13 protein-coding genes and 1 tRNA gene are annotated in these 13169 nt (G+C 64.3%); 7 read left to right on the top strand and 7 right to left on the bottom strand.

The window, feature by feature from the left end; genetic code table 11:
* Positions 1-6 precede the first annotated feature (6 nt).
* Positions 7-402 (bottom strand): Co2+/Mg2+ efflux facilitator ApaG/CorD, encoded by a 396-nt coding sequence (gene apaG, locus M622_RS31405; RefSeq protein WP_021249627.1) that lies wholly within the window; start codon positions 400-402, stop codon positions 7-9.
* Between the two features lie 66 nt (positions 403-468).
* On the opposite strand from apaG, the gene purB reads away from it, so the two are divergent.
* Together purB and M622_RS31395 are read left to right on the top strand one after the other, a co-directional pair.
* The gene (gene purB, locus M622_RS31400) at positions 469-1845 is read left to right on the top strand and encodes an adenylosuccinate lyase (protein ID WP_021249626.1); all 1377 of its coding nucleotides are present in this window, start codon (positions 469-471) and stop codon (positions 1843-1845) included.
* Between the two features lie 88 nt (positions 1846-1933).
* Positions 1934-2251, top strand: a complete 318-nt coding sequence (locus tag M622_RS31395) for a DUF2322 family protein (RefSeq protein WP_021249625.1) — start codon at positions 1934-1936, stop codon at positions 2249-2251.
* 328 nt (positions 2252-2579) lie between these two features.
* Here M622_RS31395 and secF read toward each other — a convergent pair whose 3' ends face one another.
* From secF to queA, 5 genes are all read right to left on the bottom strand, one after another.
* Positions 2580-3512 (bottom strand): protein translocase subunit SecF, encoded by a 933-nt coding sequence (gene secF / locus M622_RS31390; RefSeq protein ID WP_021249624.1) that lies wholly within the window; start codon positions 3510-3512, stop codon positions 2580-2582.
* A gap of 27 nt (positions 3513-3539) precedes the next feature.
* Complete coding sequence (gene secD / locus M622_RS31385; protein WP_031346956.1) at positions 3540-5402, bottom strand: protein translocase subunit SecD; 1863 nt, start codon at positions 5400-5402, stop codon at positions 3540-3542.
* Positions 5403-5516: 114 nt separating this feature from the next.
* A complete protein-coding gene (gene yajC / locus M622_RS31380) occupies positions 5517-5840 on the bottom strand; it encodes a preprotein translocase subunit YajC (protein ID WP_021249622.1) in 324 nt (107 codons plus the stop codon).
* A 119-nt stretch (positions 5841-5959) separates the two neighbouring features.
* Positions 5960-7072 (bottom strand): tRNA guanosine(34) transglycosylase Tgt, encoded by a 1113-nt coding sequence (gene tgt, locus M622_RS31375; protein WP_021249621.1) that lies wholly within the window; start codon positions 7070-7072, stop codon positions 5960-5962.
* A complete protein-coding gene (gene queA / locus M622_RS31370; protein ID WP_021249620.1) occupies positions 7062-8126 on the bottom strand; it encodes a tRNA preQ1(34) S-adenosylmethionine ribosyltransferase-isomerase QueA in 1065 nt (354 codons plus the stop codon). Before queA ends, tgt begins: the two co-directional genes overlap by 11 nt.
* 86 nt (positions 8127-8212) lie before the next feature.
* Here queA and M622_RS31365 point away from each other — a divergent pair.
* From M622_RS31365 to tilS, 5 genes are all read left to right on the top strand, one after another.
* Positions 8213-8297 (top strand) — tRNA-Leu (locus M622_RS31365).
* Positions 8298-8751: 454 nt separating this feature from the next.
* Positions 8752-9099: an HPF/RaiA family ribosome-associated protein gene (locus M622_RS31360; protein ID WP_021249619.1), complete on the top strand. Its 348-nt coding sequence runs from the start codon at positions 8752-8754 to the stop codon at positions 9097-9099.
* An 88-nt stretch (positions 9100-9187) separates the two neighbouring features.
* The gene (locus M622_RS31355; RefSeq protein ID WP_031346954.1) at positions 9188-9853 is read left to right on the top strand and encodes a Bax inhibitor-1/YccA family protein; all 666 of its coding nucleotides are present in this window, start codon (positions 9188-9190) and stop codon (positions 9851-9853) included.
* 165 nt (positions 9854-10018) lie between these two features.
* The gene (locus M622_RS31350) at positions 10019-10984 is read left to right on the top strand and encodes an acetyl-CoA carboxylase carboxyltransferase subunit alpha (protein WP_021249617.1); all 966 of its coding nucleotides are present in this window, start codon (positions 10019-10021) and stop codon (positions 10982-10984) included.
* A gap of 1 nt (position 10985) precedes the next feature.
* Entirely contained in the window at positions 10986-12314 is a 1329-nt protein-coding gene (gene tilS, locus M622_RS31345; protein ID WP_021249616.1) for a tRNA lysidine(34) synthetase TilS, read from the top strand.
* A gap of 66 nt (positions 12315-12380) precedes the next feature.
* Here tilS and M622_RS31340 read toward each other — a convergent pair whose 3' ends face one another.
* The gene (locus M622_RS31340; protein ID WP_021249615.1) at positions 12381-13157 is read right to left on the bottom strand and encodes an alpha/beta hydrolase; all 777 of its coding nucleotides are present in this window, start codon (positions 13155-13157) and stop codon (positions 12381-12383) included.
* Between the last annotated feature and the right edge of the window lie 12 nt (positions 13158-13169).

The following is a 13169-nucleotide window of genomic DNA, read 5'->3' as shown; positions in this document are numbered from 1 at the left end:
CTGAGCTCAATGCAGGATGCGCGGCATCGCCAGCATGAAGGGCGCGATGTTCGCGTTGAAGCGATGGCCATCACGCGCGAGCATCTGATAGCTGCCGTGCATGGTGCCGACCGGCGTCTCCATCACACAGCCGCTGGTGTAGCGAAAGCTCTCGCCGGGGGCGAGCAGGGGTTGCTCGCCGATCACGCCCTGACCATGCACTTCCTGCATCTTGCCGTTGCCGTCGGTGATGACCCAGTGGCGGCTGATGAGTTGTGCGGGCTCGCTGCCGGTGTTGCGAATGGTGATGTGATAGGCGAAGACGTAGTGCTCGTCTTCCGGGCGCGACTGCGACGCGACGTACTCGGCCTTCGCCGATACTTCGATACAGTAGGGGGTGGTGGGCGCTTCGGGTGTGTTCACGGTCGTTTGTTCTCTGTTTCGCCGGGGTGAGGCGTTAAAATAGCACTTTTGCCCGGAACCGCAGCCATGTCCCAAGCCATACCGTCTCCGCTCACCGCCTTGTCTCCGCTCGATGGCCGTTATCACGGCAAGGTCGCGGACCTGCGCGAGCATTTTTCCGAGCACGGCCTGATCCGTAATCGGGTGAAGGTGGAAATCGAATGGCTGAAGGCGCTCGCTGCTGAACCCCGGCTGGCCGAGATCGCACCCTTTTCGGCCGCCACCGTTGCCGAACTCGACGCCGTGCTGAGCGCCTTCTCGACCGCTGACAGCGAGGCAGTGAAGGCGATCGAAGCCACCACCAATCATGACGTCAAGGCGATGGAGTACTGGCTCAAGAAGCGCCTCGGCCACAACGCCGAAGTCATGAAGGCATCCGAGTTCATCCACTTCGCCTGCACCTCTGAAGACATCAACAACAGCTCGCACGCGCTGATGCTGGCCGAAGGCCGCGACCGTGTGTTGCTGCCGGCGCTCGACGCCGTGATTGCGCGCTTCCGCGAACTCGCCCATGCGCTGGCCGATCTGCCGATGCTGTCGCGCACCCACGGCCAGCCGGCCAGCCCGACCACGCTCGGCAAGGAGATGGCCAACATCGCCGCACGCCTGATGCGTGCTCGTGTGGCGATCGCCGGCGTGGCCATGAGCGCCAAGTTCAATGGTGCGGTCGGCAACTACAACGCCCACCTGTCGGCCTGGCCGGACTTTGACTGGGAGGGCTTCAATCGTCGTTTCATCGAATCCCTCGGTCTGACCTTCAACGAATACACCATCCAGATCGAGCCCCATGACGCCATGGCCGAGCTGTTCGACGCCATCGCGCGCGCCAATACGATCCTGATCGATGCCTGTCGTGACATCTGGATGTACATCTCGCTCGGCTATTTCAAGCAAAAGCTCAAGGACGGCGAGGTGGGCTCGTCGACCATGCCGCACAAGGTCAACCCGATCGACTTCGAGAATGCCGAGGGCAACTTCGGCATCGCCAACGCGGTGCTCAAGCACTTCTCCGAGAAGCTGCCGATCTCGCGCATGCAGCGCGACCTCACCGACTCGACCGTGTTGCGTAACATGGGTGTCGGTTTCGGCCACACCGTGCTCGCGCTCGACAGCTGTCTGCGCGGCCTGGGCAAGCTCGAGGTCGAGCCAGTGCGCCTGGCAGCCGACCTGGACGATTGCTGGGAGGTGCTGGCCGAGCCGGTGCAGACGGTGATGCGCCGCTACGGCGTCGAAAACCCCTACGAGCAGCTCAAGGCCATGACGCGTGGCAAGGGCATCACCCGCGAGGCCTTGCAGGCCTTCATTCACACCCTGGCGATTCCCGCCGAGGCGCGTGACCACCTGCTGGCGATGACGCCAGCGAGCTATATCGGCAAGGCAGCCGAGCTCGCACGCCGCATCTGAACGCCATCAGGGTGTGCCTGTTCAGTGGCCGCACCCGATTCACTACTTGCGCCACCTGCGGGTGGCGTTTCAATGTCCGGAGTCCTCCATGGCTTTTGCCGACAAGCTCAAGACCCTGCCGCGCGTGTCGCATCTCGCGGCGCTGAACCTGATCGACGCGGATGATGCGGTCGTGGCCACGATCGAGAACAAACCCGGGCAAACCGGTTCACTGGCGGTGTATAACCACCTCGCCCAGCTCTATGGCGCGATCTCGCCAGAAGCAGCAATGAAGGGCATGGAACTCTATGCCGAGCACACCGAGGACGCGCACAAGCATCCCGGCAAACATCCCAACATCGACCGTCTGATCGGTCTGATCGAGCGCGGCGAGACCTTGCGTGTGAAGCAGATTTTTGCCTTATAGGCTTTTTGCCGGGAGGCAACAGGATCGGGTATCAGACACAGGGTCGTGGGGTGGGCCAGCGCTCGCCAACTTCATGAGCGCCGAGGTGGAGGGCGGCGCGGGGGACTCAAGGCGACGCCTGTCTGAGGAGCGTAGCGACGAGTTTGCGTCGCCGCCCCCGCGACGTTCTCCATCGAGGGCAGCCGCAGGCCGCGAATGCAGGCGGCGAGCGCTGGCCCAGCCCACGACCGCAGCGCAGGCACGATCACTCCGTCTTCCCACCCCAGCAACGAAAAAAGGCACCTGCGAGGGTGCCTTTTTCGTATTTGAGTCGAGCAAGAAGCTGCGCTCAGACCACCGCTTCTTCTTTCTCCTTCTTCGGTTTCACGAACTGCTCGCGTGAAACGCCCAGCCACATCACCAGCGGGCTGGCGACCAGCACCGAGGAGTAGATGCCGAACAGAATGCCGATCGTGAGGGCGAGCGAGAAGTAGTACAGCGTCTCACCGCCAAAGAACAGCATCGACAACACCATGATCTGGGTACTGCCGTGCGTGATCACGGTGCGCGAGATGGTACTGGTGATGGCGTGGTCCAGAACCTGCGGCGTGGTCAGGTCGCGGCGCTTCTTGAAGGTCTCACGCACGCGGTCGAAGACCACCACCGACTCGTTCACCGAATAACCCAGCACCGCCAAGATGGCTGCCAGCACCGGCAACGAGAACTCCCACTGGAAGAAGGCGAAGAAGCCCAGGATGATGATGACGTCGTGGAGGTTGGCGATGATGGCCGACACCGCGAAGCGCCACTCGAAGCGCATCGCCAAGTACAGCATGATGCCGATGATTACCAGCAGCAGCGCCATCGCACCGTCGGATGCGAGCTCCTTGCCCACCTGTGGCCCGACGAACTCCACACGGCGCAGCTCGGGTGCAGCCCCGGCCTGTGCCTGCAGGACTTCCATCACTTTTTCCGAGACGCGGGTGGTGTCCATGTCGTCGCGATCCGGCAGGCGGATCAGCACGTCGCGTGAGCTGCCAAAGTTCTGCACCTGCGCATCGGCATAGCCGCTGGCAGACAGACCCTGGCGGATGGGCTCGAGCGGAGGCGCCTCGGCGTAGCTCACCTCCATCAGCGTGCCGCCGGTGAACTCCACCGAAAGGTGAAGCCCGCGCGTGGCGAGGAAGAACACTGCCAGCACGAAGGTGATCAACGAAATGACGTTGAACACCAGCGCGCGGCTCATGAAGGGGATGTCCTTCTTGATGCGGAAGAATTCCATGATTACTTTTCCTTTCGCCTCAAGCGCTTACTTGCTCGGTTTCCAGACCTGGCCGATCGACAGCGCGTCGACCTTGCGGCGGCGGCCGTAGATGAAGTTGATCAGCATGCGCGACACCAGGATGGCGCTGAACATCGAAGTCAGGATGCCCAGGCAATGCACGACCGCGAAGCCGCGTACCGGACCCGAGCCGAAAACCAGCAATGCGATGCCGGCGATCAGGGTGGTGACGTTGGAGTCGAGAATGGTGTCCCAGGCGCGGTCGTAGCCGGCGGCGATCGCCGCTTGCGGGCTGGAGCCGTTGCGCAGCTCCTCGCGGATGCGCTCGTTGATGAGCACGTTGGCGTCGATCGCCATGCCCAGGGTGAGTGCCATCGCGGCAATGCCGGGCAGCGTCAGCGTGGCCTGCAGCAGCGACAGCAAGGCCAGCAACAGCAAGAGGTTGGCGGCCAGGGCGATGCTCGACACCACACCGAACAACATGTAGTAGGCACACATGAACACCGCGATCGCGATGAAGCCCCACAGCGTCGAGTTGAAGCCCTTCTGGATATTCTCCGCGCCCAGGCTGGGGCCTACCGTGCGCTCCTCGATGATCTCCATCGGCGCCGCCAGGGAGCCGGCGCGCAGCAGCAGCGCGACATCATTGGCCTCGGTGGTGGTCATGCGCCCGGAGATCTGCACCCGACCGCCGCCGATTTCGCTGCGGATCACAGGTGCGGTGACGACTTCACCCTTGCCCTTTTCGATCAGCAGGATGGCCATGCGCTTGCCCACGCTCTCGCGCGTGACGTCGCGGAAAATCCGCGCGCCAGCCGCATCCAGGGTCAGATGCACGGCCGCTTCATTGGTCTGGCCGTCAAAGCCGGGCTGGGCGTCGGTGAGGCGGTCGCCGGTCAGCACCACCTGCTTCTTCACCAGCAGCGGCGAGCCGCCGCGTTCGGTGTAGAGCTCGGTGCCGAAGGGGATGCTGCCGCTGAGCGCCTGCTCGAGCTGGCCCGGGGTGTCGTCCACCATGCGCACTTCCAGCGTCGCGGTGCGCCCCAGGATGTCCTTGGCCTTGGCCACGTCCTGCACGCCAGGCAGTTGCACCACGATGCGGTCCACACCCTGCTGCTGGATGACCGGCTCTGCGACGCCCAGTTCGTTGATGCGGTTGTGCAAGGTGGTGATGTTCTGCTTGAGGGCGAAGTCGCGCATCGTCTGCTGCGCCTGCGCGGTGAGCGTGGCGATCAGCTTGAAATCTTCGGAGCCATCATCACGGTTGGCCAGCTGCAGGTCGGCGGTGCTGTTCTGGATGGCCTGGCGACCGGCTTCGCGTTGTTCGGCGTCACGGAAGCGCACGACCACGGTCGTGCCTTCGCGCGTGATGCCGGCGTGGCGCACGTTCTTGTCACGCATCAGGGTGCGCAGGTCGCCGGTGGTGGAGTCGAGGCGCTTGGTCAGCGCGCCCGGCATATCCACCTGCAGCAGGAAGTGCACGCCGCCGCGCAGGTCCAGGCCCAGATACATGGGCAGGGCGTGGATCGAGCTCAGCCAGGCGGGCGAGGCCGATAGCAGATTCAGGGCAACGACGTAGGACGGGTCCGCGGCGTCGGGATTGAAGGCGCGCTCGATGGCGTCCTTGGCGCGCAATTGCTCGTCGGTGCTGAGAAAGCGGGCGCGCACGGTGTTGAGGTCGGCGAAGATGCCCTCGTGCTCGATGCCGGCTTCCTTGAGCGCGCCAGCCATGCGCTCGGATACCGTGCCGGGGTCGAGCTTGAGCGTGGCCTTGGCACTGGACACCTGGACCGCGGGGACCTCGCCATAGAGATTGGGCAAGGTGTAGATCAGGCCCCACACCAGCACGAGGCCAATGAGGAGGTTCTTCCAGAGAGGGTATCGGTTCATCGTCGGCAGCAAACAGTATTGCACCGCGCCGCAGTGCGAGCCTGCATCGGCAGGGCCGCCTGCACACGGTGTTGCACGGTGCCGGAGACGGACTCCGGCGCCGCGGCAATGGAATTACAAGGACTTCAGCGTGCCCTTGGGCAGAACCGTGGCAACCGCCTGTTTTTGTACTGCGATCACGGTGTTGGGGGCGATCTCGACCTGCACGAAGCTGTCGCCAACTTCAGTCACGCGGCCGGCGATGCCGCCACCCGTCACCACCTCATCGCCGCGAGTCAGCGCCTCGACCAGCGCCTTGTGCTCTTTCGCGCGCTTCATCTGGGGCCGGATCATGAGGAACCACAGCACCACGAACATCAGCACCAGGGGCAGCAGGCCCATCAGGCCGTTGGTGGGGTCGCCGCCCGCGGCTTGGGCGTAGGCATTGGAAATCAGCACGTCATTTACTCCGGGTTAGCGAAAAAAACACACAATTATAGCAGTAGCCGCAAGGCTCTCCGGGGTGCTGAAGGACAGACTGCGTGCAGGCCTGCGCAGACAGGCTCAGAGGCGCGTAATTACAGGGCGCCAGTGGCGCGCTCAGTGCGAAAGCGTTTCACATAGGCGTCGAAGCTACCGCCCGCGATGGCGTCACGCATTTCCGCGGTGAGGGTCTGGTAGTAATGCAGGTTGTGCACGGTGTTGAGCATGCTGCCGAGGATCTCGCCGGTGCGATGCAGGTGGTGCAGGTAGGCGCGGCTGAAGTTGCGGCAGGTGTAGCAGGCACAGGACGCATCAAGCGGCCGGGTGTCGGCCTTGTGCACTGCGTTCTTGATCTTGACGTTGCCGTAGCGGGTGAACAGCCAGCCGTTGCGCGCGTTGCGCGTTGGCATCACGCAGTCGAACATGTCGATGCCGGCGGCGACGCCCTCGACGATGTCCTCGGGCGTGCCCACGCCCATGAGGTAGCGCGGCTTGCCTTGCGGCAGGCGGGGCGCGGTGTGGGCGAGGATGCGGGTCATGTCTTCCTTGGGTTCGCCGACCGACAGACCGCCGATGGCAAAGCCGTGGAAGCCGATCTCTTCCAGCGCGCCCAGCGATTCGTCGCGCAGGTCTTCGTGCATGCCGCCCTGGACGATGCCGAACAAGGCGTTGGCGTTTTCCAGGCGGTCGAATTCGTCGCGCGAACGCCTTGCCCAGCGCTGCGAAAGCCGCATTGAGCTTGCGGCTTCGTCGTGGGTGGCAGGGTAGGGCGTGCATTCGTCGAAAATCATCACGATGTCCGAGTTCAGCACGGTCTGGATCTGCATCGAGATCTCGGGGGTCAGAAACAGTTTCGCGCCATCGATCGGGCTGGCGAATTTCACCCCTTCTTCAGTGATCTTGCGCAGCGCACCGAGACTGAAAACCTGGAAGCCGCCGGAGTCGGTGAGGATGGGTTTGTCCCAGGCCATGAAGCGGTGCAGGCCGGCGTGAGCCTGGACGACGTCCAGCCCGGGGCGCAGCCAGAGGTGAAAGGTGTTGCCCAGGCAGATCTGCGCGCCGATGTCGGCGAGCATGGTCGGCGTCATCGCCTTGACCGTGCCGTAGGTGCCGACCGGCATGAAGACCGGGGTGTCGACGACGCCGTGGGCCAGCGTGAGGCGGCCGCGGCGGGCGCCGCCGTCGGAGGTGAGGAGTTCAAACTGCATCGTGTTGGGCGTCTTGATTGCGGGTGAGGAGCATGGCGTCGCCATAGCTGAAGAAGCGATAGCGGGCGGCGATGGCGTGGGCGTAGGCGCGGCGGATGGGCTCGCGCCCGGCAAAGGCGGACACCAGCATCAACAGCGTCGATTTCGGCAGGTGGAAATTGGTGAGCAAGGCATCCGCGACCTGGAACTTGAAGCCGGGCAGGATGAAGATCTCGGTTTCGCCCTCACCGGCGCCCAGTGCACCGTTGTGCGCGGCGGCTTCGAGCGCGCGCAGGCTGGTGGTGCCGACCGCGATCACGCGCCCGCCGGCGGCGCGCGTGCGGGCGATCGCATCGACGGTCTGCGGCGGGATGAAGTAGCGCTCGCGGTGCATGCGGTGCTCGTCGAGATTGTCCACCCGCACCGGCTGGAAGGTTCCCGCGCCGACGTGCAGTGTCAGCCAGGCGCATTGCGCACCGCGCGCGCGCACCTGGGCAAGGGTGGCTTCGTCGAAGTGCAGGCCAGCGGTGGGCGCGGCGACCGAACCCGGGCTGCGGGCAAATACGGTCTGGTAGCGGCTCTCGTCGTCATCACCGGCCGCACGCTGGATGTAAGGCGGCAGGGGCAGTTTGCCGTGGCGCTCGAGCAGTTCGAACAGGTTCTCGTGTGCGGGAAAGCGCAGGTGGTAGAACTCGCCCACGCGGCCGAGCACCTCGACGTCGAAGGCATCGGCCAGACGCAGCGTGCTGCCGCTGCGCGGCGATTTGCTCGCACGCACCTGGGCCAGGGCCTCGTGCGGGCCAATGGCGCGCTCGATCAGCACTTCGATCTGGCCGCCGCTGGCCTTGCTGCCGTGCACGCGGGCGTGGATCACGCGCGTGTCGTTGAATACAAGCAGGTCCTGGGGGCCGATCAGCGCGGGCAGGTCGGCGAAGTTGCGGTCCACCAAGACCTCGGCGCCCTCCATGGGCGGGTGTACGACCAGCAGGCGACTGGCGCTGCGCTGCGCGAGCGGGGCCTGGGCGATGAGGTCGGGGGGCAGGGTGTAGTCAAAGTCGTTCAGCGTGAGAGGCATCAAGGGTCCTGCGGTAGCGGCAGCACGGAGCACAACGACCGGCTTGCTGCAATGAGCAATATTCGTGGATAATGCGCGCCTTCCCTGCCGGGATGGCGGAATCGGTAGACGCAGCGGATTCAAAATCCGCCGCCGCAAGGCGTGGGGGTTCGAGTCCCCCTCCCGGCACCATCACCGCGCTCTTCAGCGCATCTGCCTGTCGCCTGGGCGAAGGTCGGGTTCCCGCCGCGTCAGGGGCGAGATTCTGGATCATCCGCAGGCGCAATGGCAAATCTTGCTGCGATGCCTGCTCGGCGCGCGCCAGTTCGCCGCTGCCTTTCTGGCCTTGCGCGTCACATTCCCGGCTTCACCCCAGCTTGCGCTGCTTGTTCGCCGCTGCGCTGATTGCGCGCATGGAACCTTCTGTTGCGCTCGCACTCCCACCACTCGGTGCTGCGGTTCGGAGTCGGCGCCGCTGCGCATGCTTGATCGCAGCGCTCGTCCTGAATGGCGAACACTTCGAAAAAAACAGATAAATGTTCTGGTGAATTGATATTTCATCGAAGAGTCTGAGGTTTAGTATTCAGCAGGCGTAGAACTTGACGATCGCCTGATGGTGATACGCAACTATTCAAGGAGGTTCCACATGCGAATCGATCTGCTTTGTGATGACGCTGAAGCCACTCCCATCCTGCGCGACTACGTGACTCGCCGGATGAGCCTCGCGATGGGACGGTTTCGGAACCATATTCAATGGGCGCGGGTGAAGGTCGCCGATGTCAGCGGGCCACAAGGCGGCAGTGACAAGCGTTGCGTGGTACAACTGCGCTTGCGCAAGCTGCCGGACGTCGTGTTCGCCATCACCCAACTCGACGTGCGTGCTGCGATCGATGAGGCCGCAGAGCGCGTGGCACGGGTGCTGGCGCAGCGTGTACGCCGCACCCAGGGCGCCGAGCGCAACCGTGTGGCGCCCATGCAGGTCCTGCCCGCCTGAGCTTCATGCAGCGCCTGCGCAGTGAATTGACCTCCCGCTGCGGTGCGCGCTCTCAAAACAAGATTCTTTCCCTGGAGTAGACAAGATGATGGAAAACCGATTTTCGACGATGACACGCTCCGAAGCATCGGTGCTGTCGACCAACAAGGTCATCCGCAATACCTACATGCTGCTGTCGCTGACGCTGGCATTTTCTGCGCTGATGGCTGCAATCTCGATGTCCATGGGTGCGCCGCGCCTGGGTATCGTGGTGACTTTGGTCGGGTATTTCGGGCTGCTGTTTGCAACCAGCAAGTTCCGCAACAGTGGCCTGGGCGTGCTGTTCGTGTTCGCGCTTACCGGCTTCATGGGCTTCACCCTCGGCCCGATCATCTCCGCCTACCTGTCCTTGCCCAACGGCAGCAGTATCGTGATGCAGGCCATGGCAGGCACGGCGGCGATCTTTCTGGGCCTGTCGGCCTACGCGGTGACGACAAAGAAGGACTTCTCCTTCATGGGGGGCTTCCTCATGGTTGGCATCCTGGTGGCCTTTCTGGCCGGCCTGGGTGCGATCTTCTTCCAGATCCCGGCCTTGTCGCTGACCGTTTCCGCAGCCTTCGTGATGTTGATGTCCGGCCTGATCCTGTATGAGACGAGCAACATCATCAACGGCGGCGAGACCAATTACGTGATGGCGACGGTGACGCTGTTCGTGTCGATCTTCAACCTCTTCACCAGCCTGCTGCACCTGCTGGGCTTCATGAACAACGACTGATCGTCGCCGCGCTGCGATGGTTTGCGGGGTGGCTGCCGAGGGGCGGTCACCCCTTTTGTTTACTTGTCGCCAAGGTGGACATTGGCGGCGTCGATGAGCGGCGAGCGGCGCGATTCGCCCCATGTGGCGCTACAATGGCGCACATTTTTCAGTGGGAATGCTTGGATGAAGACCACTTTTCTGGATTTCGAACAGGCGGTTGCGGAGCTGGAAGCCAAGATCGACCAGTTGCGCTTCGTATCGGATGATCCCGCGGTGGACATCTCCACAGAGATTGCCCGCCTCGAAGCCAAGAGTCAGTCCATGACCAAGGACATCTACGCCAAGCTCTCGCCCTGGCAGATCGCTCAGGTTGCCCGCCATCCGCAGCGGCCCTATACGCTCGATTACGCGCAGCACATCTTTACCGACTTCGAAGAGCTGCATGGCGACCGCTCGTATGCCGATGACAAGGCCATCGTCGGCGGTCTGGCACGCTTCAACGGCGAAAGCTGCGTCATCATCGGTCACCAGAAGGGGCGCGACACGAAGGAGAAGATCGTGCGCAACTTCGGCATGCCGCGGCCCGAGGGCTATCGCAAGGCGATGCGGCTGATGAAGCTGGCGGAGAAGTTCGGCCTGCCGGTGTTCACCTTCATCGACACACCGGGAGCCTATCCGGGCATCGGCGCCGAAGAGCGTGGCCAGTCCGAGGCGATCGGCCACAGTCTGTATCTGATGGCTGAGCTGCGCGTGCCCATCATCAGCACCATCATCGGTGAAGGCGGCTCCGGTGGCGCGCTGGCGATCGCGGTCGGCGATCAGGTGCTGATGCTGCAATACTCGACCTATTCGGTGATTTCGCCCGAAGGCTGTGCCTCCATCCTGTGGAAGAGCCCCGACAAGGCAGCGGATGCCGCGGAGACGATGGGCATCACCGCCGCGCGCCTGAAGTCGCTCAGCCTCGTCGACAAGGTCGTCAATGAGCCGGTCGGTGGCGCCCACCGCGACCATCGCGCGATGGCCACCTCGCTCAAGCGCGCGCTCGCCGACGCCCTGCGTCAGGTGGACCACATGCCACCGTCCGAGCTTGTGGCGCAGCGTTACGAGAAGCTCATGGGCTACGGCCGCTTCAAGGAAGTGGCGGTCTGACATGCTGCTGCAGGTCGCCGCTCGCGCGCTGACGGCCGCGGGCGTCGGCCCGGGGGCACGCTTGTGTTGCGCCCTGTCGGGCGGGGTGGACTCGGTCGTTGTGCTCGATGTGCTGCACGCCCTGGCGCCACGCTTCGGCTTTTCCTTGCAGGCCGCGCATGTGCACCATGGTCTGAGCCCGCATGCCGATGCCTGGGCCCAGGCCTGCGCGACGCGTTGCGCGCAGCTTGAAGTGCCTTTTTCCTTGTTCCAGGTGTCGGTTGCGCGCGATGCGAGCGCTGGACTTGAAGCCGCGGCGCGAGATCAGCGCCACGCCGCGCTCGATGGCGTCGCGTGCGACTGGCTGGTCTTCGGCCATCATCAGGACGATCAGGCGGAAACTCTGTTGTTTCGCTTGCTGCGCGGCAGCGGTGTGCGCGGCGCAGCGGCGATGAGGGCAGTCGATCCGCCGCGCGCTGCCCGTCCTGGGCGGCTGCGGCCCTTGCTCGACTGTCCGCGCTCGACCATCGAGGCCTGGGCGCGCGATCGTGGCCTGGCCTGGGTCGAAGACGAGAGCAACGCGCAGCTCGATTTCAGCCGCAACCATCTGCGTCATCGCGTGCTCCCTGTCATTGGTGAGCGTTTTCCTGCGGCGACGGCCACGCTCGCGCGCGCGGCTGAGCATTTCCGTGAAGCGAGCGAGTTGCTCGATGAGCTCGCGGCGCTCGACCAGTCCGCTTGTGGTGGTCAGCCCTTGCAGCTTGAGCGGGTGCTTGCGCTGAGCGATGCTCGTGTTGCCAATCTGTTGCGCTGGCGGGCGCGTCAGGACAATTTTCGTGCCCCGTCGCGCTCGCGCCTGGGCGAGGCCTTGCGTCAACTGCGCGCCGTGCCTGCCTCTCATCCGTTACGCGTCGAACTCGGGGATATGGCGTGCTGTGTCTACCGTGGACGGCTGTGGCTGGAGCCCGCTGCGCTTGAGCCTTTGCTGGCGCAGCGCTGGTCGGGTGGCGACGCCCTGCGCTGGGGAGGCGGTGAAGTTCATTTCCTTCCGCGCCACGGTGAGGGCATCGCGCGCGCCGTGCTCGATGGCGCCAGGGAGGTGGTGTTGAGCACACGGCGGCCTGGCTTGCGCATGCGTGTGGGGGTCGGACGGCCGCGGCGAAGTTTCAAGAAGCTGTGCCAGGAGGCGGAGATTCCAGCGTGGATGCGCGACCGTCTGCCGGTGCTGTGGGTCGATGGCGAGCCGGCCTGGATCGGCGGTATCGGACTGGCGGCGGATTTCGCCTGCCCTGTGTCGCATGCCGGACTGGTGCCGCAATGGCGGAAATGGCAGGGGAGCTCGCAGGCTTAGGTCGGCGTCAGGAACTCGCCGTGAGCCCTCGCGGGCATCGACTTCAATGCAGCTGTTCGGCCCCGGTCAGCGGGATTCGTCGAGCAGGAAGGAGATCGCGTCGCGCCACCACAGGGCGTCGACCCGAGATGGCCAGTCGTTATGCTCGGCGCCCACCATCACGCTCAGCCTGGAGCCCGGCAGCAGCCGATGGAGGGCCTCGCCGAAGCGAGCGGGCACGATGCTGTCGCGCTCGGCGACCGCCACCAGGATCCTGCGCTCGAAGCTCGCCAGATGAGCCAGACTGTCGTAGCGGTCCTGCAGCAGCCATTTGACCGGCAGCCAGGAGTAGTGGAAGCGGGCAAGGTTCTCCAGCCGGTCCCATGGCGTGATCAGCAGCAGCCCCGCCGTCCGCTCGCGCTGGCTCACGCTCGCAGCCGCCACCACGGCGGCCCCCAGCGATTCGCCGGCGAGCAGCAGAGGCTCGCCATAGAGCTGGTGCGCGAGTGCGATGGTCTGTTCGGCATCGGCAACGAAAGGCTGTTCGCCCACCTCGCCGCTGCGCGGACCGTAGCCCGGGTACTCGGCGAGAATCACGCGCAGGCCCAGCGGGGTGAGCGCGGTGGCGTAGAAGTCACGGTGTCCGGCATGCCCGGCATTGCCGTGAAAGACGATCACCGTGGCGCGCGCCGGGCCCGCTGCTTCCGCCACCAGACCGCGGAAGTCCTCGGGCGTCGGCCAGGCGCGAAGGTGGTCGGTGATCAGTTCCGACAGTGGAGCCTTGTCGGGAAAGTAGAGCAGGCGGTCCTGGAACACGGCGATCCCGGCAATCATGAGCACGAAGGCGATAATCAGTCGCAACATGCAGGAAGTATA

Origin of the sequence: Thauera terpenica 58Eu (assembly GCF_000443165.1) — a bacterium.
Classification (GTDB): Bacteria; Pseudomonadota; Gammaproteobacteria; order Burkholderiales; family Rhodocyclaceae; genus Thauera; species Thauera terpenica.
Note: the sequence above shows the minus strand (reverse complement) of the source record. Positions and strands in the feature narration are given on the sequence as shown.